At 69.3% G+C, this 23,162-nt stretch carries 24 protein-coding genes and 1 pseudogene; 2 read left to right on the top strand and 23 right to left on the bottom strand.

The features are described from left to right. Positions 1-56: 56 nt before the first annotated feature. The 9 genes from EV683_RS02950 to EV683_RS02910 all read right to left on the bottom strand — a co-directional run bounded on the left by EV683_RS02950 (position 57) and on the right by EV683_RS02910 (position 7,663). Positions 57-488 (bottom strand): DUF2147 domain-containing protein, encoded by a 432-nt coding sequence (locus tag EV683_RS02950; protein ID WP_131861786.1) that lies wholly within the window; start codon positions 486-488, stop codon positions 57-59. An 83-nt stretch (positions 489-571) separates the two neighbouring features. Next, positions 572-1,435, bottom strand: coding sequence for a PhzF family phenazine biosynthesis protein (locus EV683_RS02945; RefSeq protein ID WP_131861785.1), 864 nt, complete (start codon positions 1,433-1,435; stop codon positions 572-574). A gap of 151 nt (positions 1,436-1,586) precedes the next feature. Beyond that, complete coding sequence (locus tag EV683_RS02940) at positions 1,587-1,973, bottom strand: RidA family protein (RefSeq protein ID WP_131861784.1); 387 nt, start codon at positions 1,971-1,973, stop codon at positions 1,587-1,589. A gap of 1 nt (position 1,974) precedes the next feature. Continuing rightward, a complete protein-coding gene (hemW, locus tag EV683_RS02935; protein WP_131861783.1) occupies positions 1,975-3,162 on the bottom strand; it encodes a radical SAM family heme chaperone HemW in 1,188 nt (395 codons plus the stop codon). Further along, positions 3,159-3,752 (bottom strand): RdgB/HAM1 family non-canonical purine NTP pyrophosphatase, encoded by a 594-nt coding sequence (gene rdgB / locus EV683_RS02930; RefSeq protein ID WP_131861782.1) that lies wholly within the window; start codon positions 3,750-3,752, stop codon positions 3,159-3,161. The genes hemW and rdgB overlap by 4 nt, the downstream gene beginning before the upstream one ends. Positions 3,753-4,004: 252 nt before the next feature. Next, complete coding sequence (gene dusA / locus EV683_RS02925) at positions 4,005-4,991, bottom strand: tRNA dihydrouridine(20/20a) synthase DusA (RefSeq protein WP_165916779.1); 987 nt, start codon at positions 4,989-4,991, stop codon at positions 4,005-4,007. After that, complete coding sequence (rph, locus tag EV683_RS02920) at positions 4,988-5,704, bottom strand: ribonuclease PH (RefSeq protein WP_131861781.1); 717 nt, start codon at positions 5,702-5,704, stop codon at positions 4,988-4,990. Before rph ends, dusA begins: the two co-directional genes overlap by 4 nt. 80 nt (positions 5,705-5,784) lie before the next feature. Continuing rightward, complete coding sequence (locus tag EV683_RS02915) at positions 5,785-6,669, bottom strand: PP2C family protein-serine/threonine phosphatase (protein ID WP_131861780.1); 885 nt, start codon at positions 6,667-6,669, stop codon at positions 5,785-5,787. A gap of 10 nt (positions 6,670-6,679) precedes the next feature. Further along, a complete protein-coding gene (locus EV683_RS02910; protein WP_131861779.1) occupies positions 6,680-7,663 on the bottom strand; it encodes a serine/threonine-protein kinase in 984 nt (327 codons plus the stop codon). Between the two features lie 110 nt (positions 7,664-7,773). Here EV683_RS02910 and EV683_RS02905 point away from each other — a divergent pair, with 110 nt between their 5' ends. Both EV683_RS02905 and EV683_RS14765 read left to right on the top strand, forming a co-directional pair. Then, positions 7,774-8,640 carry a YicC/YloC family endoribonuclease gene (locus EV683_RS02905; RefSeq protein WP_131861855.1) on the top strand — a complete coding sequence of 289 codons (867 nt, stop codon included), beginning with the start codon at positions 7,774-7,776 and terminating at the stop codon, positions 8,638-8,640. 241 nt (positions 8,641-8,881) lie between these two features. Next, positions 8,882-9,463: pseudogene (locus EV683_RS14765) on the top strand (tyrosine-type recombinase/integrase); the annotation flags it as partial. Between the two features lie 266 nt (positions 9,464-9,729). Here EV683_RS14765 and EV683_RS02895 read toward each other — a convergent pair. The 14 genes from EV683_RS02895 to EV683_RS02830 all read right to left on the bottom strand — a co-directional run bounded on the left by EV683_RS02895 (position 9,730) and on the right by EV683_RS02830 (position 23,141). After that, a complete protein-coding gene (locus tag EV683_RS02895; protein ID WP_066611963.1) occupies positions 9,730-10,596 on the bottom strand; it encodes an NAD(P)-dependent oxidoreductase in 867 nt (288 codons plus the stop codon). Between the two features lie 146 nt (positions 10,597-10,742). Next, positions 10,743-11,072, bottom strand: a complete 330-nt coding sequence (locus tag EV683_RS02890; protein WP_131861778.1) for an EscU/YscU/HrcU family type III secretion system export apparatus switch protein — start codon at positions 11,070-11,072, stop codon at positions 10,743-10,745. Next, on the bottom strand, positions 11,062-12,126 hold the full coding sequence (gene fliK / locus EV683_RS02885) for a flagellar hook-length control protein FliK (RefSeq protein WP_131861777.1): 1,065 nt from the start codon (positions 12,124-12,126) through the stop codon (positions 11,062-11,064). The genes EV683_RS02890 and fliK overlap by 11 nt, the downstream gene beginning before the upstream one ends. Before the next feature lie 4 nt (positions 12,127-12,130). Continuing rightward, a complete protein-coding gene (locus EV683_RS02880) occupies positions 12,131-12,493 on the bottom strand; it encodes a DUF2802 domain-containing protein (protein ID WP_131861776.1) in 363 nt (120 codons plus the stop codon). 61 nt (positions 12,494-12,554) lie between these two features. Then, entirely contained in the window at positions 12,555-12,863 is a 309-nt protein-coding gene (fliT, locus tag EV683_RS02875; protein ID WP_131861775.1) for a flagellar protein FliT, read from the bottom strand. Continuing rightward, positions 12,850-13,287, bottom strand: coding sequence for a flagellar export chaperone FliS (gene fliS / locus EV683_RS02870; RefSeq protein ID WP_131861774.1), 438 nt, complete (start codon positions 13,285-13,287; stop codon positions 12,850-12,852). The genes fliT and fliS overlap by 14 nt, the downstream gene beginning before the upstream one ends. Positions 13,288-13,311: 24 nt before the next feature. After that, a complete protein-coding gene (gene fliD, locus EV683_RS02865) occupies positions 13,312-15,315 on the bottom strand; it encodes a flagellar filament capping protein FliD (RefSeq protein WP_131861773.1) in 2,004 nt (667 codons plus the stop codon). Between the two features lie 78 nt (positions 15,316-15,393). Further along, positions 15,394-15,795, bottom strand: coding sequence for a flagellar protein FlaG (locus tag EV683_RS02860; RefSeq protein ID WP_165916778.1), 402 nt, complete (start codon positions 15,793-15,795; stop codon positions 15,394-15,396). Between the two features lie 81 nt (positions 15,796-15,876). Next, a complete protein-coding gene (locus tag EV683_RS02855) occupies positions 15,877-17,328 on the bottom strand; it encodes a flagellin N-terminal helical domain-containing protein (RefSeq protein WP_131861771.1) in 1,452 nt (483 codons plus the stop codon). Between the two features lie 120 nt (positions 17,329-17,448). Next, positions 17,449-18,687, bottom strand: coding sequence for a flagellin lysine-N-methylase (gene fliB, locus EV683_RS02850; RefSeq protein WP_131861770.1), 1,239 nt, complete (start codon positions 18,685-18,687; stop codon positions 17,449-17,451). Positions 18,688-18,708: 21 nt separating this feature from the next. Then, positions 18,709-19,452 carry an S-methyl-5'-thioinosine phosphorylase gene (locus EV683_RS02845; protein ID WP_066611980.1) on the bottom strand — a complete coding sequence of 248 codons (744 nt, stop codon included), beginning with the start codon at positions 19,450-19,452 and terminating at the stop codon, positions 18,709-18,711. A 129-nt stretch (positions 19,453-19,581) separates the two neighbouring features. Beyond that, positions 19,582-21,087, bottom strand: coding sequence for a thymidine phosphorylase family protein (locus EV683_RS02840; protein WP_131861769.1), 1,506 nt, complete (start codon positions 21,085-21,087; stop codon positions 19,582-19,584). Then, entirely contained in the window at positions 21,087-22,454 is a 1,368-nt protein-coding gene (locus EV683_RS02835) for an MBL fold metallo-hydrolase RNA specificity domain-containing protein (RefSeq protein ID WP_066611984.1), read from the bottom strand. Before EV683_RS02835 ends, EV683_RS02840 begins: the two co-directional genes overlap by 1 nt. Positions 22,455-22,598: 144 nt before the next feature. Next, positions 22,599-23,141, bottom strand: coding sequence for a hypoxanthine-guanine phosphoribosyltransferase (locus tag EV683_RS02830; RefSeq protein ID WP_066611985.1), 543 nt, complete (start codon positions 23,139-23,141; stop codon positions 22,599-22,601). Positions 23,142-23,162 lie beyond the last annotated feature (21 nt).

Here is a 23,162-nt window from a genome sequence, read left to right as displayed (position 1 = left end):
GCAGGGGGCCGACCGCGCCGGGTGCGAGGCGGTGGCGTCGTCGGGCTTGGCCGGGTTTACTGGCGTTCCCAGATTTGCGTGCGCCCCAGCAGCGAGACGCCCATGAAGCCGCGCACTTCGAGTTTCTTGCCGTCGTCGGCGAGCCTCATCTTGGCGCTGTAGACCGCGCCCTTCTTCGGGTCGAGGATCTTGCCGCCTTCCCAGCCGTCGCCGGCCTTCTTCAGGCCCCACAGGATGGTCATGCCCTGGATCGGCTTGCCCTTCCTGTCGCCGTCGCACTTGTCGCACAGCGCGTCCGGATTGGCGAACAGCTTGACGATGCGGCCGGACAGCTCGCCCGTCGGGCTCTCGCTGACCTGCACCAGCGCCTTGGGCTGCTTCGTTTCGTCGTCTATGGCCTTCCAGGTTCCGGCGACGCCCTGGGCCAGCGCGGCGCAGGGCAGCAGGAGCGCGCAGGCGAGCGGCGCGAACTTCAGCATGGCTTTCATGGTTTTCCTCTTCTCTCGTGTTGGCCCGCATTCAAACGGACGTTTTATTGTGTCCGTCAATCTGCCAGCCGCCACCGACGCCGTCAAGCCGGCCGCGCGTCGTCGAGGGGCAGTCCGAGCGAACCCTGTCCCACGAATACCACATCGCCGCCGACGCGGATCGTGCCGGCCGCGTCGACGTCGAGGAAGAGATGGTTGGGCCGCGTGATCGCCTCGCCCTGCAGCAGGCGCCACGACAAGGGCAGCGGCACGCCGTTGAGCCGGCACCAGCCGCCGAGGTTGGCCGCCGCCGAGCCGGTGCCCGGGTCCTCGCGCAGGCCGCCGTTGTCGGCGAAGAACAGCCGCACCGTCGCCTGCCCGTCCGCCTCGTGCCACAGGTAGGCGAGCTGGCGTGCCGGGTCGTCGCCGCAGTGGCGGAAAAACAGCGGCAGCACGGGCCGCGCGGCGAGCACCGCGGCGCGGCTGGCGAGCCGGATCAGCAGTTGCTCGACGCCGGTGTCCACCCACACCGGGTCGGCGGCGACGTCGGCCTCGGCCAGGGTGAAGATCGCGGCGGCCTCGGCGCGCCCGAAGGCGGCCGGGCGCTGCGTCGGCGCGTTCGCAGTCAGCGTGGCGCGCATGCCGTCGAGCGCGACCGGGATCACGCCGGCGCGCGTCTTGAGCCGCACCGTACCGCCGAGGCCGTGCAGGCGCGCGAGCACCTGCGCGGCGCCCAGCGTCGGGTGGCCGGCGAAGGGCAGTTCGACGGCCGGCGTGAAGATGCGCAGTTCGGCGTCGGCCTCGTCGGACGGCAACAGGAAGACGGTCTCGGACAGGTTCATCTGGCGCGCGACCGCCAGCATCCGGCGCTCGTCGAGGCCGCGCCCGTCGGTAAACACGGCGAGCGGGTTGCCGCCGTCGAAGTCGCGGCTGAACACGTTGACGAGCAGGAAGGCGCGGTCGGTCATGGCGGATCTCGCAGCAAGGAAACGGAACGCTTCACGATAGAGGCCGGCGCGCCGCCCGACAAGCGACAGCGTCGCGCCCGCGCGCGCGGTACAGCGCGCGCAAAAAACGCGCCCCGCGGGGCGCGCTGCACACGGCAAGCTTGGCCGAGGCTTACTCGCCCAGCACCATCACCGCGTCGGCTTCGACCTGCACGCCCTTGGGCAGGCTGGCGACGCCGATGGCGGCGCGCGCCGGGTACGGCTGCGCGAAGTACTGGCCCATCACTTCGTTGAAGGTGGCGAAGTTGGACAGGTCGGTCAGGAAGGCGTTGAGCTTGACGATCTTGTTCAGGTCGCCGCCGGCCGCCTCGCACACCGCCTTCAGGTTCTTGAACACCTGGTGCGCCTCGGCTGCGAAGCCGCCTTCGACGACGGTCATGGTCGTCGGGTCGAGCGGGATCTGGCCGGACAGGTAGACGGTGTCGCCGGCCTTGACGGCCTGGGAGTAAGCGCCGATCGCGGCCGGGGCCAGGTCGGTGTGGATGATTTCGCGAGCCATGTCAGTCTCCTTCTTTGAGGAAGAGGGTCAAGAGGTCGTTCAGAAAACGTTGGCCGAGCTCGGTCGGCCGGATGGTGGCGAGGTCGCGCGCGATCAGCCCGCGCGCCTCGGCCTGTTTCAGTTCGGCTTCGATCTTGATCAGCGGCAGGCCGGTGCGCTCCTGGAACAGGCGGCTCTCGAAGCCGCCGGTCAGCCGCATCAGGTTCATCATGAATTCGAACGGCAGGTCGGCCTTGTCGACGCTATGCAGGCTCTGGTTCGGCACGCCGTCGGCGACCGCCTTCAGGTAGGCCGCCGGCTGCTTGGCGCGCATGAAGCGCTCGATGCGGTCGTGGAACGACAGCTTGCCGTGCGCGCCGGCGCCGATGCCGAGGTAGTCGCCGAACTGCCAGTAGTTGACGTTGTGGCGGCTCTGCTGGCCAGGCTTGGCGAACGCCGAGGTTTCGTAATGCAGGTAGCCGGCCTCGGCCAACCTTTGCTCGATCGCCTCCTGCATCCGGGCCGACTCGTCGTCCTCGGGCAGGTTGGCCGGCACCTGCACCGCGAACAGCGTGTTCGGCTCGATGGTCAGGTGGTAGGCCGACACGTGGCTGACGCCGTAGGAAATCGCGGTCTCGACGTCGGAGAGCGCCTCGGCCAAGGTTTGGTTCGGCAGCGCGTACATCAGGTCGAGGTTGACCCGCTCGAAGATGCCGGTCGCGATCTCGACCGCGCGGCGCGCCTCGGCGGCGTCGTGGATGCGGCCGAGCGCCTTCAGGTGCGCCTCGTTGAAGCTCTGGATGCCGATCGACAGCCGGTTGACGCCGGCGTCGCGGAAGCCCTGGAATTTGTCGATCTCGAAGGTGCCGGGGTTCGCCTCGAGCGTGATCTCGGCCTCGGGGTCGAGCTTCACGCGCATGCGGATGCCGGTCAGCAAGGCGTCGATCGCGGCGGCCGACAACAGGCTCGGCGTGCCGCCGCCGATGAAGATGGTGCGCACCGGCCGGCCCCAGACCTTGGGCAGGTCGAATTCGAGGTCACGCAGCAAGGCGTCGACGTAGGCCATCTCGTCGAAGCCGTTCTTCGCCTCGTGCGAATTGAAGTCGCAGTACGGGCATTTCCTCACGCACCACGGCACGTGCACGTAGAGCGACAGGGGCGGCAACTCCTTCAGCCCCCAGCGCAGCGCGTCGAGCGAGACGACGCTCATGCCAGCGCCTTCAGGCGCGCGATCAGCGCCGCGAGCGCCTGGCCGCGGTGGCTGATGCGGTTCTTCTCGGCCGGGTCGAGCTCGGCGGCGGTGCGGCCGTGCTCGGGCAGGAAGAAGTACGGGTCGTAGCCGAAACCGCCCTCACCCGCCGGCGTGTCCTGCACCTGGCCGACCCACACGCCGTCGGCGACGATCGGATGCGGGTCGTCGGGGTGGCGCACCAGCACCAGCACGCAGGTGTACCAGGCGCGGCGGTTCGCCTCGCCCTGCAGTTTTTCGACCAAGAGCGCGTTGTTGCGCGCGTCCGACTTCGGTTCGCCGGCGAAGCGCGCCGAGTACACGCCGGGCGCGCCGCCGAGCGCGTCGACGCAGATGCCCGAATCGTCGGCCAGCGCCGGCAGGCCGGTCACGCGGCTGGCGTGGCGCGCCTTCTCGAGCGCGTTCTCGAGGAAGGTGTGGTGCGGCTCCGGGCACTCGGGCACGCCCAGTTCGCCCTGCGGGATCACGGTGATCCCCAAGGGCGCGAACAGCGCGGAGAATTCCTTCAGTTTGCCGGCGTTGTTGCTCGCCAGCACGATGCGGTCGAACATGCTTGCTCCCAATGTCGGGCCCGGTGCCGGCAGCGATTTAGCCACAGATGCGCGCGCACCGGAAGCGAAAAATCCGCCGCCGGAAAAGCTCTGGATTCCGGGCGATTTATGTCCATTTTTTCGCGAAAAATCGTCACAAAGTAGACAATTTCGCTACGTTCTGTTTGATTTTCACGACATCGTCGCTGCTGCGAAAACGACGACCGGCCGGCCGGATCGACATCCGTGCCGGCCGGTGCGCACCACTGCCTATCAGTCGCGGGCAACGCGATCGCGCGCGGCGAGCAGCAGGCTGCCGTCGGCGCCCTTGAGCAGCGTCGAATCCGACAGCATGCGGCGCCAGACGCGCGCGCCCGGCTGGCCCTGGTAGAGGCCGAGGATGTGGCGCGCGATGTGGCGCAGCTGCGCGCCCGGCTCGGCCAACCTTTGCTCGATATACGGCAGCAGCGCCGCGATCACCGCGTCGCGCGTCGCAGGCTCGCCCGCGTCGCCGTAGAAGCGCGCGTCCCAGTCGGCCATCAGCCACGGGTTGTGGTAGGCCTCGCGGCCGACCATCACGCCGTCGACGTGTTCGAGGTGGGTGGCGATCTCGTCGTTGGTCTTCACGCCGCCGTTGATCAGGATCTCGAAGTCGGGGAAGTCGCGCTTGAGGCGGTAGACGTAGTCGTACTTGAGCGGCGGGATCTCGCGGTTTTCCTTCGGCGACAGGCCCTTGAGGATGGCGTTGCGCGCGTGGACGATGAAGGTGGTGCAGCCGGCCTCGGACACGCGGCCGACGAAATCGCGCACGTAGTCGTAATCCTCGACCGCGTCGATGCCGATACGGTGCTTGACGGTGACGTCGATGCCGACCGCGTCGCGCATCGCCTTCACGCAGTCGGACACCAGCGCCGGCTCGGCCATCAGGCAGGCGCCGAAGGCGCCCTTCTGCACGCGCTCGGACGGACAGCCGACGTTGAGGTTGACCTCGTCGTAGCCCCACTGCTCGGCCAACTTCGCGCAGCGCGCCAGTTCGTCGGGTTCGGAGCCGCCCAGCTGCAGCGCGACCGGGTGCTCGGCCTCGTCGTAGCGCAGGTGGCGCGCGACGTCGCCGTACAAGAGCGCGCCGGTGGTCACCATCTCGGTGTAAAGCCAGGTGTTCCGGGTGATCTGCCGCGCGAAGTAGCGGTAGTGGCGGTCGGTCCAGTCCAGCATCGGCGCGACCGACAGGCGGCGCGACGGTAAAACCTTCTTGCTCACAGCCCCAGCGCCTCTTTCTGCTTGGCGATCAGCTCGCCGATGCCCTTCTCGGCCAACTCCAGCAGCGCGTTCATTTCCTGGCGGCTGAACGGTTCGCCCTCGGCGGTGCCCTGCACCTCGACGAAGCGGCCGGCGCCGGTCATCACCACGTTCATGTCGGTGTCGCAGGCCGAGTCTTCCGGGTAGTCGAGGTCGAGCACCGGCACGCCCTCGTAGACGCCGACCGAGATCGCGGCGACGAAATCCTTGATCGGGCTCTCGGCCAGCTTGCCGGCGGCGATCAGGCCCGAGATCGCGTCGTGCAAGGCGACGAAGGCGCCGGTGATGCTGGCGGTGCGCGTGCCGCCGTCGGCCTGGATCACGTCGCAGTCGATCACGATCTGGCGCTCGCCGAGCCGGGCGAGGTCGACCACCGCGCGCAGCGAACGGCCGATCAGGCGCTGGATCTCCTGCGTGCGGCCGGACTGCTTGCCGGAGGCGGCCTCGCGGCGCATGCGGCTGCCGGTCGAGCGCGGCAGCATGCCGTATTCGGCGGTGATCCAGCCCTGGCCGCGGCCCTTGAGGAAGCCCGGCACGCTTTCTTCGACGCTGGCGGTGCAGATCACCTTGGTATCGCCGAATTCGACCAGCACCGAACCTTCGGCGTGGCGCGTGTAGTGACGGGTGAGTTTGACCGCGCGCAGGGCGTCGGCGGAACGTTGGGAGGGGCGCATGACAGGCACTCGTGCAAAAACCGTAAATTATACAAGCTCTTGGACGCGGGCTCGACCCCGGACGCGCCGGGGCCGGCCGCTCAGGCCCGCGGCGGCAGCTGGCTGGCGAGGATTTCGCGGTGGGCGATGGCGAGGTTGTGCTCGCAGCCGGGCTCGGACGGGCGCCGGCCAGTGGCGGCGCTGGCGGTGTCGATCAGGTCTGCCCGCTCGGCCAACTCGACCGTGTCGGGCAAGAGCGTGACGCCGAGCGCGGTCAGGTTGTCGCCGCCGGCGCCGCCGCGGCGCTCGGCGATCGTCATCAGCGCCGGCAGCACCACGCCGACCGTGCGACCGGCGGCGAACACCTTGTCCCATTCGGCGTCGTGGATATGGCCCCACAAGCCGTCGCTGCACAACAGCACCGTCTGGCCGGGCGCCAGCGGCTGGCGCTCGCCGATGTCGATGTCCGGCTCGGGCGCGGCGCCCAGGCAGTTGTAGATCTTGTTGCGGTCGGGATGGACGCGTGCGGTTTCCTCGGTCAGCAGGCCCTGCTCGATCATGCGCTGCACCTGGGAGTGGTCGCGCGAGCGCAGCCGCACGCCGTCCTGGTCGATCAGGTAAAGGCGCGAATCGCCGACGTGGCACCAGTACAGCATGCCCTTCTGCAGCAGCGCGACGACGACGGTGGTGCTCGGTATCTCGGGCAGGTGGTGGTCGATCGCGTGATCGAGGATCGCCTGGTGCGCGGCGCCGACGGCGTTGACGAGGAAACGGTTCGGGTAGTCGACGGTCGGTTGCGCCTGCCGGCGGAAACACTCGGCGAGCACGTCGCAGGCGATCTGCGCGGCGACCTCGCCCTGCAGGTGGCCGCCCATGCCGTCGGCGACGACCAGCAGCACCGCCTCCGCGGTATAGGCGAAGGCGCTGCGGTCCTGGTTGTAGGCACGGCCGCCGACGCGGCTGTCCTGGAAAAATGCCATTTTCATCGCCTCTTCCTCACTCGACGCGCCGGGTAATGTGCTTGAGCCAGCTCACCAGCCGCGACGGCACGTCGCCCCCCTCGACCAGCGCCGGCTCGGCGCGCTGCGTCGCCGGCGCGGCGTAGCCTTCGGCCATCAGCAGCTTCTGTAGCTGCATCAGGCTGGCGGGCCGTTCGTCGGGCGAGAGGGCGAGGCAACGGTCGGTCAGTGCGGCCAGTTCCGGCGAATAGTAGGCCGCGAACGCGTCGCGGGCCGGCGCGAGCGCGTCGTGCTGCACGCGCTCGTTGGCCGGCGGCGGCGGCGTGCCACCCATGCAGGTGTAAAGACAGGCGCCGATCGCGTAGATGTCGGTCCACGGCCCGAGCGCGCCGTCGCGCTGATACTGTTCGGGTGCGGCGAAACCCGGCGTATACATCGACGCGAACTGGCGGCTGCCGCGCATCAGCGTCTCGCGCGCGGCGCCGAAGTCGAGCAAGAGCGGCGCGCCGTTGCGCCTCAGGTAGATGTTGGCCGGCTTCAGGTCCAGATGCAGCAGGCGGTTCAGGTGCACCTCGCGCAGCCCGGCGACCAGATGGGCGAACACGCGCCGCAGGCGCCGCTCCGCCAGCCGGCCGCCGGCCAGCTCCAGCTCGCGCGACAGCGGGCGCCCGTCCGCGTACTCCATCACCATGTAGACGGTATGGTTGGCGCGGAAGAAATTGCTGACCCGCACCACGTTCGGATGGTGGATGCCCGCCAGCACGCGCCCCTCTTCGAAAAAACACTTCAGGCCGAGGTTGAAGGCGTCGCGGTCGAGCTCGTTCTTTACCGTCACCGCGAACTGCTCGCTGCGGCAGGCGAGGCTGTGCGGCAGGTATTCCTTGATCGCGAAGGTCCGCTCCTGATCGTCCAGCGCCAGGTAGACGATGCTGAAGCCGCCAACCGACAGCTGGCGGACCACGGTGTAATCACCCAGACGGTAGCCGGCGGGCAGCGGTTTTTGCGGCGCGGATTGAGTCATGTCGGGGCCGTTGTTATAGTGGACCGGGGTCTGAAAACCTGGCTTAGCTTAGCCGCTCAGACCGCGTAGGCGTCAATCATTTTACTGCAATATTTCCCGGAGTTTTCTTGATGATCCTCAGCATGACGGGCTTTTCCGTCGCGACGCGCGACCTGCCCGGCGCCGTGCTCAACCTCGAACTGCGCGCCGTCAACCACCGCTACCTCGACCTGCAGATGCGCCTGCCCGAGGAGCTGCGCCCGGTCGAGTCGCAACTGCGCGAACTGATCTCGGCCAAGGTCACGCGCGGCAAGGTCGAATGCCGCATCGGCTTCAATGTCGCCGAATCGGACGCCCCGTCGCTGGAACTGAACCGTGCGCTGCTCGAGCGCGTGCTCGCGCTCGGCGACGAGCTGGCCGCGCTGCGCCCCGGCCTCGCCCCGCTGTCGACCGCCGAGCTGCTGCGCTGGCCCGGCGTGCTCAAGAGCAACGAGCTCGCCGCCGAAACGCTGCAGAAGGGCGCGCTCGAAACGCTCGGCCGCCTGCTCGACGACTTCAACGCCAGCCGCGCGCGCGAGGGCGAGAAGCTCAAGGCCATCCTGCTCGACAAACTCGACGGCATCGAGGCCATCGTCGCCGGCGTCAAGCCGCGCCTGCCGCAGATCCTCGACGCCCACCTCGCCAAGCTGTCGGCGAGGTTGGCCGAGGCGCTCGGCAGCGTCGACGACGACCGCATCAAGCAGGAATTCGCGCTGTTCGCGCAGAAGATCGACGTCGACGAAGAACTCGGCCGCCTGTCGACCCACGTCAGCGAAGTGCGCCGCATCCTCAAGGCCGGCGGCCAGGCCGGCAAGCGGCTCGACTTCCTGATGCAGGAACTGAACCGCGAGGCGAACACGCTCGGCTCCAAGTCGGTGTCGCCGGAAACGACGCAGGCCTCGGTCGAACTGAAGGTGCTGATCGAGCAGATGCGCGAACAAATCCAGAATTTGGAATAGCCTGTCACGGCGTGTCATGCCGGATCATCGACACCAGCAAAGCCCCGTCAGCCGGGGCTTTATTCATTCATGTTGTGTCACGACGTGGCAGGAAAGCGCATAATTCGTGTGTACCCAAGCGTGTACCCAAGCCGGTTTGGGTACACGATTTTGGGACACACCCCCTATTCGCTGTTTGCGTTTTCCGACCTTCAAGGCCGGCGCGGGCCGGGGGCGTCTACTCGCTATTCAGGAGGCCGGCATGGGCAAGCTGACAGACGTACAGATCAAGGCATGGGTCCGGGCGGGCGAGCGCTTCGAGGGCAAGGCGGACGGCGATGGGCTGTGGCTGCGCTACCGCGAAGCGGACAAGGTGCCCGTCTGGCGCTTCCGCTACCGCTTCGCCGGCAAGCAACGCACGGTACAGATCGGCACCTACGCCGAGCTATCCCTCGCCAAGGCTCGCGAGGCCGCCAAGGCGCTGGCCGCGCGCGTCGCGCTCGGCCATGACGTGGCCGGCGAGAAACAGGAACGCAAGGCCGAGGCCGTCGCCAAGATCGAGGCCGAGAAAGCCGCGACGCGCGTGCTCGACCTCGCCAACGAGTATTACGAGCGCATGATCCTCGGACGCTGGAAGCACCCGGACATCGTGCGCCGCCGGATCGACAAGGACATCGGACCGCACTTGGGCAAGATGAAGGTCGAGGACGTGAAGCCGCGCCACATCGACGACATGCTGAAGGCCATCGTCAAGCGCGGCGCGCCGACCATCGCCAACGACGTGCTGAGGTGGACGCGGCGCATGTTCGACTATGCGATCAAGCGGCACATGTGCGAGTACAACCCCGCCTCGGCCTTCGACCTGAACGACGCCGGCGGCACCGAAAAGGCCCGCAAGCGCGCCCTGTCGCGCGAGGAACTGGCGAAGCTGTTCGCGGCGATGAAGGTCGCGACGCCCCCCTCCCGGCCCCGCTCTCGCGGGGCTTGTCGTTTCGGCGCCCGGCCGGGCCGCGACGTTGGCCGAGCCCGCGCGACGCCCCAAGCGAAGCGGTGTCCCGCCCAGCAAAAACCGCCCACGAAGGGGCGGTTCGGGGCGGGCGCCGGGCGGCTTCAGTTGTCTTCCCACACCAGCCGGGCGATCGCGGACGAATCGAGCTCGCCGTCGCCGCGCTCGATCAGCCGGTCGATCAGCTCGGCGATGTGCGCCGACTCGGGCAGCTTGATGCCGAGCTCGCGCGCGGTCTCGAGCACGATGCCCATGTCTTTCTTGTGCAGCACCGCCTTGAAGCCGGGCGCGAAGTTGTCGTCGATCATGCGCTGGCCGTGGATGTCGAGCACGGTGCTGGCGGCGAAGCCGCCCATCAGCGCCTGACGGACCGGCGCCGGGTCGACGCCGCAGGCGCGCGCCAGCTTCACCACCTCGGCGACGCCGAGGATAGTCGCGCCGACGGCGATCTGGTTGCACGCCTTGGCGACCTGGCCGGCGCCCGAGTCGCCGATGCGGGTGATCGACTTGCTCATCGCCGCGAGCGCCGGGCGCGCCTTCTCGAGCGCCTCGGCCTTGCCGCCGACCATGATAGACAGCGTCGCGTTGATCGCGCCGACCTCGCCGCCGGACACCGGACAGTCGAGAAAGTCGACGCCGTGCTCGGCCAAGCTTTCGGCGATGCGGCGCGCGCCGATCGGCGAGATGGTGCTCATGTCGGCGCACACGAGGCCGGGACGGGCGCCGTGGACGACGCCGTTGTCGCCCAGCAGCACGTTTTCCACGTCGCCGGTGTTGGGTACGTTGGTGATGACCAGCTCGACCTCGCCGGCCAGCGCGGCCGGGCTGTCGGCCCAGCTCGCGCCGGCGGCGAGCAGGTCCTCGGCCGACTCGCGGCGGCGGGCCCAGACGGTGACGGCGTGGCCGGCTTTCAGGAGGTTGAGCACGCACGGCCGGCCCATGATGCCGAGCCCGATGAATCCGACTTTCATTCTGCTTCCTTTCGATGACGGGGCGGCGACGGCGGCCGCCCTGCGCGGTGGCAAAGTCTTGTGGGTGTCGCAGCCCGGAGACTAAGCGACGGAGCGCCTGTCGCGCCAGATACAGCGCCCCGGGGCGGCGGGCGGCACAGCCCGGCTCAGGAATCGGCCGCCGCCGCGGGGCGCGCGGCCTGCCGGTCGGCGAAGGGAGTGTCGGGCGACAGCGCCTGCTGTTCGAGGAAGTAGACGAAGGCGAGCACCTCGGCGACCGCGCGGTAGAGTTCGGGCGGTATCTGGCTGTCGAGGTCGACCTGCATCAGCAGGCCTACCAGGGCGGGCGAATCGTGCACGAACACGCCGGCCTCGCGCGCGCGCTCGACGATGCGCTCGGCCAACTCGCCGTAGCCCTTGGCGACCACGCGCGGCACCTTCTGGCCCTCGCGGTACGACAGCGCGACCGCCGAGCGGCGATTGTCCTCAGTCGGCATCGCGGCCATCGGCGCCCACCGTCAGTTGCGCGAGGTGCAGGCCGGCCGCGCCCAGGCCGGACGCGAGCCGGTCGGCGTGGCGTTCGATCAGCGACGACGCGGCCGCGTCGTCGGCCGCGAAGCGGACCTGGACCGCGCCGCCGGAGAGCGCGAGCCGCACCGACAGGCCGCCGAGCCCGGGCAGTTCGAGGTCGAGCCGTGTGTGCCAGCCGCGCGCGGCGGCGTCGCCCTCCCCGCCGTCGGCCTCGCGCTCGGCGCGCGCCTCCTCGCGCAGCGTCAGTTCGGCCGGCTGCCCCGGCCAGGCGAGCACCGGCAATTGCAGCTGGCGCTGCTCGAGCGCGTCGAGCTGGCGCTGTACCAGTTGGCCGAGCTCGGCGACGGCCGAGCGGCCGGACGCGCGCTCGTCCTGCTCGGCAGCCGCGAGCCGCGCCTGCGGCTCGTCGCGCAGCTCGGCCAGCGACCGGCGGCCGTCGGCCCAGTCCTTCAGGTGGGACTCGTAAAAGGCGCCGCTCTTGCCGACCGCCTGCCGCAGCCCCTCGGCCAGGCTGTCCGGCTGCTCGGGGGTGAGGGACAGCAGCGCGCCCTGCGCGCGGGCGGCGCCGCCGCCGCGCTCGCGCGCGGCGGCCAGGAGGTCGTTCAGGTATTGCGCCGAGCGGCTCAACTGCACGGCGGTCGAGCCGTCCGTCCCGGCAGCGTCGGCGGCCGGCTGGCCGGCGTCCAGCAACACGAAGGTCAGCGACGGGCTGGGCTGGCTGACGCGCAGCCTGAGCGTGTCGCCGCCGACCTTGAGGTCGGGCGGCAAATCGAGCGTGAAGGCGTTGCCCTTGATCAGCGCAACCAGCCGGTTGCCGTCGAGCCGTTCGGCGACGCGCGCCAGCACCTGCTCGCCGACGGCCAGAAGCGGCACGCGCGCCGGTAGTACGCTGGCGGCGATCAGCGGCCGGCTGCCCTCGCCCAGCAGCTTGACGGCGGCGACGGCCTGAGGGGCCGACGGGCCGGCCTGCGGCGCCGGTGCGACCGAGGAGCCGGGGGGCGGGACGATGGGGTTCAGCATGCGCTCAGGAAGGCGAGTTGTTGCGATACAGCGAAATGATCAGTTCGGCCTCGCTGCGCGAGATGCCGCAGCGTTCGGCGACCTCGGCGGCGGCCAGCCCCTGGCGCACCAGCTCGATCGCCTGCGCGTAGGGGGTGCTGGCGGCGACCTCGGCCGGCAGCACGCGCGCCGATGGCAGCGCCGGGCGCTTGCTCGTCTGCTCGGCAAGATAGCGCAGGTCTTTCTGCAGCGCGACGATCTGCTGCTGCAGGCCGTCGAGGTGGGCCGAATCGATGCGGCGGGCCATGTGCAGCGAACGGACCCACCACGCCAGTGCCCCGGTACCGACCATGGAAACGCACAAGAGAGACAAGACCAACCATTCCACGATCAGCACCCTGGATGTTGTGACGCCGGCCGCATGCACCCCACCGAACCGTCAGCGCAAGCTAGCCGCCGTAGGCCTTGCTTAGTTTGTCTTCGGTTCGCAGCGATTGCAGCGCCGCAGCCAGTTCGTCGCGTTGCAATGCCATGCCCTGCTCGATCGCGCGGATGTCGCCGCGCGCCGTCTCGAGCGCCGCGACCAGCGCTGGCTCGGCGCCAGAGCCGCCCAGGTCGGGGAGACGGCGCTGCAGCTCGAGCACCTCGGCCGCCCGTTCGATCGCCTCGTCCCAACGCTCCGCTTCCAGCAGTTGCCGCAGGGTACTGACAGTATCGAACCATTGCCGCCAAGTCTCAAGGCCGTCAGGCTGCCCCATAGTGCATCCCCTGCTGGGCCGGCGGCCGGGCCGGCGCGGTGGCGGGCGCCTTGCCGATCTGCGCCCAGGCGTCGCGGATCTCGCCCAGGAGGCGGGCGACCTCGTCGAGCAGCGCCGGGTCGTTGTTCAGGTTCGCCTCGAGCAGGCGCAGGCCGCAGTATTCGTAGAGATCGTCGAGATTGGCCGCCAGTTCGCCGCCGGCGTCGCGGTTCAGCGAGGGGCGCAGCCCCTCGTCGATGATGGCGGCGGCCTTGCCGATCAGGCGCCCCTTTTCGGGCACGTTGCCGTTGGCCATCTGCAGCGCGGCCTGACGAATGGCGGCGACCGCGCCGTCGAACAGCATCAGCACCAGCTTGTGCGGGCTGGCCGCCTCCACCTCGACGGCCAGGCTGTCCTTGTAAGCGTTCAGATAGGGATTGCGCATGGTGTGTTCCTCGGCCCGCTAGGGTTACGACTTGTTCAGGCCCGCGAGTTGCTGGCTCAGGAAGTTACCGATGTTGTTGAATTGCGAGACCATCGCGTCCAGCGCGGTGAACTGTGCCCGGTAGCGTTTTTCCACATCCTCGAGACGACGGTTCAGCACGTCGCGCTGCTTGCCAAGCTCCTTGACCGAATTGTTCAGGCCCTCGGTGCGGGACGCGATCGCCCCCCTCTTGTCGTCGAGCAGTTGCGCCAGCACGCCGTCGAGCGCGAAGGCGAAGCCCTTGGCGAAGCCGACGGTGCCGCGCTCGCCGGTCGGGCCGCCGCCGATGTCGATGGCCAGCCCCTCGACCGGCGTGCCGACGGCGCCGGTCAGCACGGTGCCGTTGCCGGTCGCCGCGTAGCCGCCGATGGTGCCGGACACGTTGGCCGAGCCGGCCACGCCCGCGCCGTTGTTGAACAGGTTGACCGGCGAAGTGCCGACGGCGTCCAGACCGCTGAGCACCTCGACGGTCGAGCTGGTGCCGGTCTTTTGCGAGCTCATCACCAGCTTGCCGGTGACGCTGTCGACCGAAACCGCCACCTTGGCGCCCGCCGCGGTCAGCGTCGCGTCGCCGTTGATCGCGCTCTGCAGCGCGGTGGCGAGCGAGGCCGGCGTGTACGTGCCGGCCGGCAGCGTCAGCATGGCGCTGCTGGTGCCGTCGATCTTGACCCGGAAAGTCTGGCCGCCGGGCGCGACGGTCAGCGCGGACGGCACGACGCCGGCGCCGCCGAGCACGCCGTTGGGCAGACTGGCGACGTTGACCGCGTAGTCGCCGCTGGCGGTCTTGCCCGAGGCGGAGACGAAGGACACTTGCGGGTCGGTCGGCGTGCCGACCGAGCCGAACAGCTTGAGGATGTCCTGCGGGTTGCTGTCGATGGCCTTCTGCAGCTTGCCGGTGTCCAGCTTCATCGAGCCGTCCTGGTTGAAGCCCAGGCCGACGTCGGCCGGCACGCGGTAGGCGCCGCCGACGTCCTGCACCGAGTTGAACACGTTGCGGATCTGGGTGCGGATGGTGCGGATCACCGTCTCGCCGCTCAGCGCGGCCGCCGGCCGTGCCTCGCCCGGCTTGGTGGTCGCGTTCATGTCGACCGACGACGCCTGGGTCAGCGCCGAATTGAGCTCGTTGAAGCTCTTGACGAAGTCCTCGATGGTCTTCTTGATGCCGCTGCTGTCGCGCGTGACCGACAGCGATACCGCCGCGTCCTCGGCCTTCTGCTTCTGCTTGAGCGTCAGGGTCAGCCCCTCGACCGCATCGGTCACGGTGTTGCTCTGCTTGACGATGGTGAGGCCGTCGAGCGTGAAGCGCGCGTCCTTGGCCGCCTGCACCTCGGTCAGCGTGCTGCCGCCGGGCACATGCGCGAAGCCGGCCAGCGCGCCGCCGTCGTCGCTGTTCTCGATCTTCAGCGTGCTCGCGGTGCCGGTCGTGTTCGAGCTGAACACGAGGCGGTTGCCGCTGCCGTCGTTGACCACGCTGGCCGACACGCCAATGTCGGCCTTGTTGACCGCGTCGCGGATGTCGTTCAGCGTCGCGTTGTCGGGAATCGTCACCGTCTTCGGGATCTTCTCGGCGTTCGGCGTAAAGCTGCCGCCGCTGGTGCTGCCGAAGGTGAAGGTCAGCTTGCCGCCGCCGATCGCCGAGCTCGCGCTGCTGAAGATGCCGCTCGCCAGCTTCTGGCTTTGCGCCAGTTCCTCGACCTTGATCGAATAGTTGGCCGAGGCCGCCTTGCTGCCGGCTGAGATCGTCACCACGTCGGCGTTGCCGCTACTGGACTTGACGGCGTTGAACTTGCTGCTGTCCTGCAGCGCACGGGTCGCATTCTGGAACGCGGACACCGCACCCTTGATCTGCCCCAGCGCCGACACCTTCGCCAGGTAGGATGCCTCCTTGCTGTTCAGCTTCTGCAAGGGTTGCGATTCGACCGACATCAACTTGGAGATCAGGTCGTCGATCGGCAGGTTGGAACCCAGGCCGGATACGCTCAGCGCCATGGTCTCTCCTCGACTTCAACAGGGGCGGCCGCGTCGCGCGCCCCGACTCTCGACAATCGCCGGCAGCGGGCCGGCGGCTCAGACCTTCTGTTCGACGAACACGCCCAGGATCTTGTCCAGGCTCTTGGCGATGCGCAGCATTTCCTCGGACGGAATCTGGCGGATCACCTGCTCGGTCTGGCGGTCGATCACCTTGACGACCGGCGTGCCCGACTCCTTGTCGACGGAAAACTCCAGCTCGCTGCGCCAGGCGGACACGGCCTTGCCGACCTTTTCCAGCGCGTCTTCCAGCTCCTCGTCGGACGGCTGGAAACCCCGCTGCGCCTCGCTGGCCGACGCGGCCTGCACCGCCTGCGGCGCGACCTCGACGGTCGGCGCGGCGGCGCGCTGGCCGGGCAGCGGCGCCGGCCGGCCAGGTGCCTCGGCGAGGCCGTTCGGCACCAGCGAGGCGCCGGGAACGATAGGACTCAAAGCTGACATCATACTCTCCCAAGGAGAAAACCCGGCGACCAACGGCCACCGGGTTTTTTTTCAGGACTGGCCGATCAATCAGGCGCCCGATCAGCGCAGCAGCGACAGCACCTGCTGCGGCAGCTGGTTGGCCTGCGCCAGCATCGCGGTACCGGCCTGCTGCAGGATCTGGTTGCGGCTCAGCGTCGCGGTCTCGGCAGCGAAGTCCGCGTCGCGGATGCGGCTGCGCGAGGCGGTCAGGTTTTCCGACGACGACTGCAGGTTGGAGATGGTGTTCTGGAAGCGCGACTGCAGGGCACCGAACTGGGCGCGCTGGCCGTTGATCGCCTGCAGGGCCGAGTCGACGATCTTGATCGCGTTCTGCGAGTTGGCGAACGAGGTCACGTCGAGCGAGGCGACGGTCTTCAGCGACGACGCACCGCCCAGCGCCAGACCGGAGCCGGCGTCGGTCACCGAGAAGCTCTTCTCGGAGTCGAACACCACGGTACCGTTGGCGATCGTGGTCGCGCCCGCCGCGGTCGCACCCGGTGCGGCGACCAGCGCCGGCGTGGTACCGGTGTTGTTGTAGGTCGCCAGCGTGATGTCGCCCGAGCCGGCATTGTTGTCCAGCTTGATGTCGGCGCCGGTGCTGTTGGTCAGCTTGATGCCGCCCAGCGTGGCGTCATACTCGGCGGTCACGCCGGTCTTGCCGCTGGCGGCGTTGATCGCGTTGATCGCCTCGTTGTAGTCGTCGGCGCTCGACACGCTGGCGCCGGTGCGGAAGGACACGTTGATGGCGGTCGCGTTGTCCGAGGTAATGGCGATCGAGAAGGTCTTGCTGGCTTCCAGCGTCAGGTTGGCCTCGGTCTTGGCGGTCGCGGTCACGCCGGTCTGCGAGGTCAGCTTGTTGACGTTGGCGGCGATGCTCTTGGCCGAGTCGGAGGCGACGGTGGTGTACTTGGCAGAACCGAGGTGGCCGGACACGGTGATGTCCTTGCCCGCTACCATATTGGTGGTGGCCTTGGACGCGCTGCCGGCGACGGTGACGTTGTTGTTGCCGTAGTTCTGGGTGCGGAAGTTGCTCGCGGTCGCCGAGATGGTCTGGTTGGAGTTGGCGCCGACCTGGAAAGTCAGCGTGCCCGAGGTGCCGTCGAGCAGCTTCTGGCCGTTGAATTCGGTGGTCTGGGCGATGCGGTCCAGTTCCGAGGTCAGTTGGGTCACTTCGGCCTGCAGCGCTTGGCGGTCGGACGCCGAGTTGCTCGAGTTGGACGACTGTACCGCCAGCTCGCGGATGCGCTGCAGGATGTCGCCGGCCGACGACAGCGCGCTTTCGGCGGTCTGCGCCATCGACACGCCGTCGTTGGCGTTGCGCTTGGCCTGATCCATACCGCGGATCTGGCCCGACATGCGTTCGGAGATGGCCAGACCGGCGGCGTCGTCCTTCGCGCTGTTGATGCGCAGACCCGACGACAGGCGTTGCAGCGAGGTCGACAGCGCGTTTTGCGAGGAGCCCAGGTTGCGCTGCGCGGTCAACGAGGGAACGTTGGAGTTGATAGTTAGCATGGTCCGCTCCTTGGAAGCATCGATACTGGCGTTTCGCCTGCCGGCCCCATGCCGGCGCTACCGCCTTCACTGGCTATATCGTCATCGCCGGACGGAACTTTAGGCCCTTTTTGAATATTTTTAGTCGGGCAGCAACAGCAGCCAGTGCTCCGCCTGCACCAGGCCGGCCTGCTCGAAGGCGTCCATGCAGCGCGGCAGGTAGTCCTGGTAGTGGATCGTGGTGCGGTAAAACAGGTAAACCAGCTCGGCCTGGTCCGCGTCGGACAGTTCGCCGCCGCGCGACAGCGCAAGGCCCGCGCACCAGAAGCGCAGCATCAGGAACTGCAGGCACAGCCCCCTTACCTCGTGCGCCAGGCCCTTGTCCGTCTGCAGCGGGTAGTAGTGGATGTGGGCGAAGTTGAGCAGCACGCGCCCGAGCGCGGCGTCGCGCGCGTCGGACAGCCGCGCCTGCCCGAGGCGCCGGAACGCCTCGTCGTCACCGGCCGCCTCGTCGCCCTCCAGCCCGAGCGCCGAGAGCGCCTCGCCGATCAGCGCGAGATAGCGCGGACGGTTGAAGTGCATCTCGCTGCGGATCCGGCTGGCGGCGGCCAGCGCGCGCAGGTGCAGCGGCTGGTTGCGACGCCAGCCCGCCAGCGCATCGAGCGCCAAGCCGTCGGCGAGGCGCTGCTGCCAATCGTCCAGAACCGCCCGCGTCACCCGGGCGTAATCCTCGTCGCTGTCCGGCGCAGCGGCGCTCATCGCCTGCTCGAGCGATTCGGCTACCAGCAGCGACAGCGCCAGCCGCTGCCACACGCGCAGCACGTCGGCGCCCAGCAGCGCGAGGAAGAAGGCCCTAACCTCCTCGTTCGCCGCCGTTTTTCCCGTCTCGGCGATTTCCAGCACCATGCGCTTGCGCACCGGCTGCGTCGCGACCGACAGCGTCATCGCCGCGGGGTCGGCGATCATCAGCCGCGCGACCTCCGGGCAGGACGGCATCGCGAACTGTTCGTAGGCACCGGCGACCGACTTGGTCATGCGCGGGTAATTGGCGCAGATGTCTGGCAGGATGGCCTCGCCGCATTTGGCGTGCAGCCGGCACAAGCCTTCGTCGCTCAGCAGTTCGCAACGCGCCGAGGCATCCGTGCTGATCGACAGGTAACCGAAGTCCCGGCTGCCGCTCTTGCCGTCGCCGCGGTGCAGCGCCGACTTGATCAGCGGCTTGAGTTCCCGGTCTGGCAGGTCCCGCAGGCGCGTATAGGTTTCGTGCTCGACCGGCACTTGCCAGCCGTAGCAGCAGGTATCCGGACAGGCCGGGCCGACGCAGGAGAACTGCGTCAGGTAGCGAGGCACGATCATCTCGCGCTTGAGGATTTCGGACATCGGGCCTTCCTTCTGGGGCGCTTAGGGATTGGCCGAGCACAAGGCGCGCAGCAACTCCTGCGCGCCGGCCAGCGCGCGGGCCAGCTGGCTGCCGTCGCGGTCGAAGATCACTTCCTCGCGGCTGTCGCCGCGGCCGGCCGACCAGTTCGACACCACGCACAGGTGGGTGTAGCCGAGGCCGAGCTCGCGCGCGAGCGCGGTTTCGGGCATGCCGGTCATGCCTATCATGTCGACGCCGTCGCGCTGCAGGCGCGTCACCTCGGCGCTCGATTCGAGCCGCGGCCCCTGGGTGCAGCCGTAGACGCCGCCGTCGACCAGCGGCACGCCGACCCGCTGCGCCGTCTCGATCAGCCGCGCGCGCAAGGTACGGTCGTAGGGGTGGGTGAAGTCGACGTGCACCACCGGGCGGTTCGGTCCTTCGAAGAAGGTATGTTCGCGCCCCCAGCTGTAGTCGATCAGGTTGTCGGGCACCACCAGGGTGCCGGGCGCGAGGTCCTGGCGGATGCCGCCGACCGAACCGATGCCGATCACGCTCTTGACGCCGACCTCCTTGAGCGCCCAGATGTTGGCGCGGTAGTTGATCTCGTGCGGCGCCAGCGAATGACCGTAGCCGTGGCGGGCGATGAAGACGACGTTCTGGTCGGCGAGGCGGCCGAAGCTGAGCGCGCAGGACGGCTCGCCGTAGGGGGTGCGCACCACCTGGCGGTGGGTGACTTCGAGAATCGGCAGGCGGGACAGCCCGCTGCCTCCGATGATGGCCAGCATGATCGCAACCTGTTTATGTTGTTCGTATCAGGCGGCTAGTTTCATGAAAAACGCCCGTCAGGGCAATCCTTGGCGGGCGGATTTTCCGGCCAGGCCGGCGCGCGCGCCGTCAGGCTTCCGCCCCCCGGCTCATGCCGGCAGCACCACGACCGTCTCCGGGTGGGCGGCGAGGTAGTCGAAGGCGTAGTCGAGTTCGCCCGGGCTTTCGGCGTGCAGCGCGTAGAGCGGCGCGCCGGCGTCGACGCGGTCGCCGACCTTGACGAACAGCTCCAGCCCGGCGGCGGCGTCGCGCGGGGCGCCGGCGAGCTTGGCGATGCGGCTGACCAGCCGGTTGTCGATCGCACCGACGCGGCCGGCGCAGGGCGCGTCGACCATCCGCACGTGGGCGGCGCGCGGCGGCTCGCGAAAGCCGCCCTGCGCGTCGGCGATGGCGAGGAACTTGCGCCAGGCGCGGCCGGAGTCGAGCAGGCCGCGCGCGGTCGCGATGCCGGTGCCCTCGGCGGCGGCGCCGCAGAACTCCAGGAGCGCGCCGGACAGCATCAGCGCGCGCTCGGCCAGGTCGGCCGGCGCGCCGGCCTCGCGGCGCAGCACGGCGAGCACGTCGCGCGCCTCGAGCGCCGGGCCGACGCCGCGGCCGACCGGCTGCGCGCCGTCGCTGAGCACGATGCGGGTGGACAGGCCGAGCGTGGCGGCGACATGCTCGAGCAGGGTCATCAACAGCGCGGCCGCCTGCGGCGAGCGCACCTTGGCGGTCGGCCCGACCGGGATGTCGATCAGCGCGTGCGTGGCGCCGGCGGCGACCTTCTTGGACAGCACCGAGGCGACCAGCTGGCCCTCGCTGTCGAGGCCGAGCGGGCGCTCGACGCGGATCAGCATGTCGTCGGCCGGGCTCAGTCCGACCGCCCCGCCCCAGACGACGCAGCCGCCCTCGCGCTCGACGACGCGGCGGATCGCCGGCAGGTCGAGCTCGACCGGCGCCATCGTTTCCATCGTGTCGGCGGTGCCGGCCGGCGAGGTGATCGCACGCGACGAGGTCTTGGGCATGGTCAGCCCGGCGGCGGTGGCGATCGCCACCACGATGGGCGTGGTGCGGTTGCCGGGCAGGCCGCCGACGCAGTGCTTGTCGGCGATCGGCGCGCGGCCCCAGTCGAGCCGCTGGCCGGCGTCGACCATCGCGCGGGTCAGCGCGACGGTTTCGTCGACGTCGAGCCGGCCACCGGCGCAGGCGGCGACGAAGGCGGCCAGGTAGATGTTGGCATAGCGGCCGGCGGCGATGTCGTCGACGATGGCGCGCATCGCCGCGGCGTCGAGCCGCCGGCCGTAGATCTTGCCGCGCAGCGCGACGAGCGAGTCGAGCGGCGGCTCGGCCGACACGCGCACCGTGTCGCCGTCCGCGACGCGCAGCTGGCGCCAGGCGACGACCGACAGGCCGGCCTCGCACGGGGCGAGGATGTCCGAGTCGACGACGTTCAGCGTGGCGACGATCTGGCCGCCCGCCGCCTCGACGCGCACGCGCGCCTGCGCCTCGAAGCCTTCGGAGCGGCACACCTCGCAGTCGCGGTGCAGGTAGATCACCGCCTCCTGGTAGGTGTCGATGCCCAGCCACTTGAGCGTGAGCGGATGGCCGGCGCCCATCACGCGTCACCCGGCAGCTCGAAGCCGGCCCGGTGCTCGGGCACCGACACGCTCCAGCCCTTTTCGTGCGCGATGCGGCGCCGCAGCGTATCGGCGGCGCCGGCCTCGCCGTGGACGACGAAGGTGTGGCGCGGCGCGCGCGCGAAACCGTCCAGCCACGCCATCAGCTCGTCGGCGTCGGCGTGCGCCGACAGGTGCTCCATCGCGACGACCTCGGCGCGGATCGGCACGTCCTCGCCGAAGATGCGCACGCTGCGCGCGCCGCCGACGATGGCCGCACCGCGCGTGCCGCCGGCCTGGAAGCCCGAGAACAGCAGCGTGTTGCGCGGGTCGGGCGCGAAGGCCTTCAGGTGGTGCAGCACGCGGCCGCCGGTCGCCATGCCGCTGGCGGCGATGATGACGGCCGGCCCGTGGCGCTCGTTCAGCCGCTTCGACTCCTCGACCGAGCGGACGATGTGCGCGACGCGGCACATGCCGGCGCAGTCTTCGGCCGACAGCCGGTGCTCGGCGTGGAAACGCTGGAACAGGTCGGTGACGTCGCTCGCCATCGGGCTGTTCAGGTAGATCGGCAGCTCGGGGATGCGGCCGGCGCGCCGGAGGCGGTACAGGTAGTACATCAGCGACTGTGCGCGCTGGACCGCGAACGACGGGATCACCGTGACGCCGCGCCGCGCAGCGGTGCGGTTGACCACCTCGGCCAACTGCCGCTCGGGACTGTCGGCCGGGTGGCGGCGGTCGCCGTAGGTCGATTCGACGAGCAGGTAGTCGGCGTGGGCGACCGGCTCGGGCGCCATCATGATCGGGTCGTGCGGCCGCCCTAGGTCGCCCGAGCAGAGCAGCGTGACGCCGCCGGCGACGATCTCGACCGAAGCCGCACCGAGGATGTGGCCGGCCGGCCGCAGCCGGCAGCGCACGCCGGGCGCGACCTCGTGCTCGGCGCCAAAGGGCAGCACGCGGAAGTTCTCCAGCGCCCGCTCCGCGTCCTCCTCGGTGTAGAGCGGCAGCGCCGGATGATGCTTGGAATAGCCGTGGCGGTTGGCGTACTCGGCCTCCTCCTCGAGCAGGTGGCCGCTGTCGGGCAGCAGGATCCCGGCCAGCGCGCCGGTGGCGGCGGTGCCGTAGACCGGCCCGGCGAAACCGTCGCGCACCAGCACCGGCAGGTAGCCGCTGTGGTCGAGGTGGGCGTGCGTCAGCACCACCGCGTCCAGCGTGTCCGGCGGCACCGGGAAGACGTCGCGGTTGCGCAGCCGCAGCGCCTTGTAGCCCTGGAACAGCCCGCAGTCGACCAGCACGCGCCGGCCGCCGTGCTCGATCAGGAATTTGCTGCCGGTGACCGTGTCGGCGGCGCCGAGAAAGGTGATGCGCATCCGTGTCTCCCGATGGGACGGGGTTGCGGCGCACCCGATGGCGCCCCCCTCTGGAAGGATAGGCACGAACGGGCGCGACGGCGGCGGCGCAAAACAAAGCCCCCGGCCAGCAAGGCCGGGGGCGGTGTCGGGAGGGGGCGGCGCTTACTTGAGCGCGTAGATCGCCGGCAGGTTGCGCCAGATGCCGCGCACGTCCATGCCGTAGCCGAACACGTAGCGGTCCGGCACGTCGATGCCGACGAAGTCGGCGGCGATCGGCTTGGCCTTCTGGATCAGCTTGTTGGCGAACACGCCGCTGTAGAAGGCCTTGGCACCCATTTCCATCACCTTGTCGCGGATCGCGGCCATGGTCTCGCCCTCGTCGAGGATGTCGTCGAGCACCAGCACGACGCGGTCGCGCACGTCCTCCTTGGGCGCCATCTTCCAGTTCAGCTCGCCGCCGCGCGTCTTGTCGCCGTAGCGCGACACGTGCACGTAGTCGAAGTCGAGCGGGAACAGAAGGCGCGGCAGGAGCTGGCCGGTGAACACCACCGCGCCGCCCATCACGGCCAGCACCAGCGGGTATTCGCCGCCGAGCTTCTCGGTGATCTCGGCTGCCATGCGGTCGACGGCGGCGTTGACTTCTTCGGCGGTAAAGAGGACGTCGGCACCGTTGAGGATGCCTTGGGCTTCGGCGAGGTTGGGCATGGAAAACTCCTGGATGACAAG

This window comes from Crenobacter luteus, assembly GCF_004345725.1.
Classification (GTDB): Bacteria; Pseudomonadota; Gammaproteobacteria; order Burkholderiales; family Chromobacteriaceae; genus Crenobacter; species Crenobacter luteus.
The sequence above is the reverse complement of the archived record's forward strand: the minus strand, read 5'-3'. Positions and strand labels throughout refer to the sequence as shown.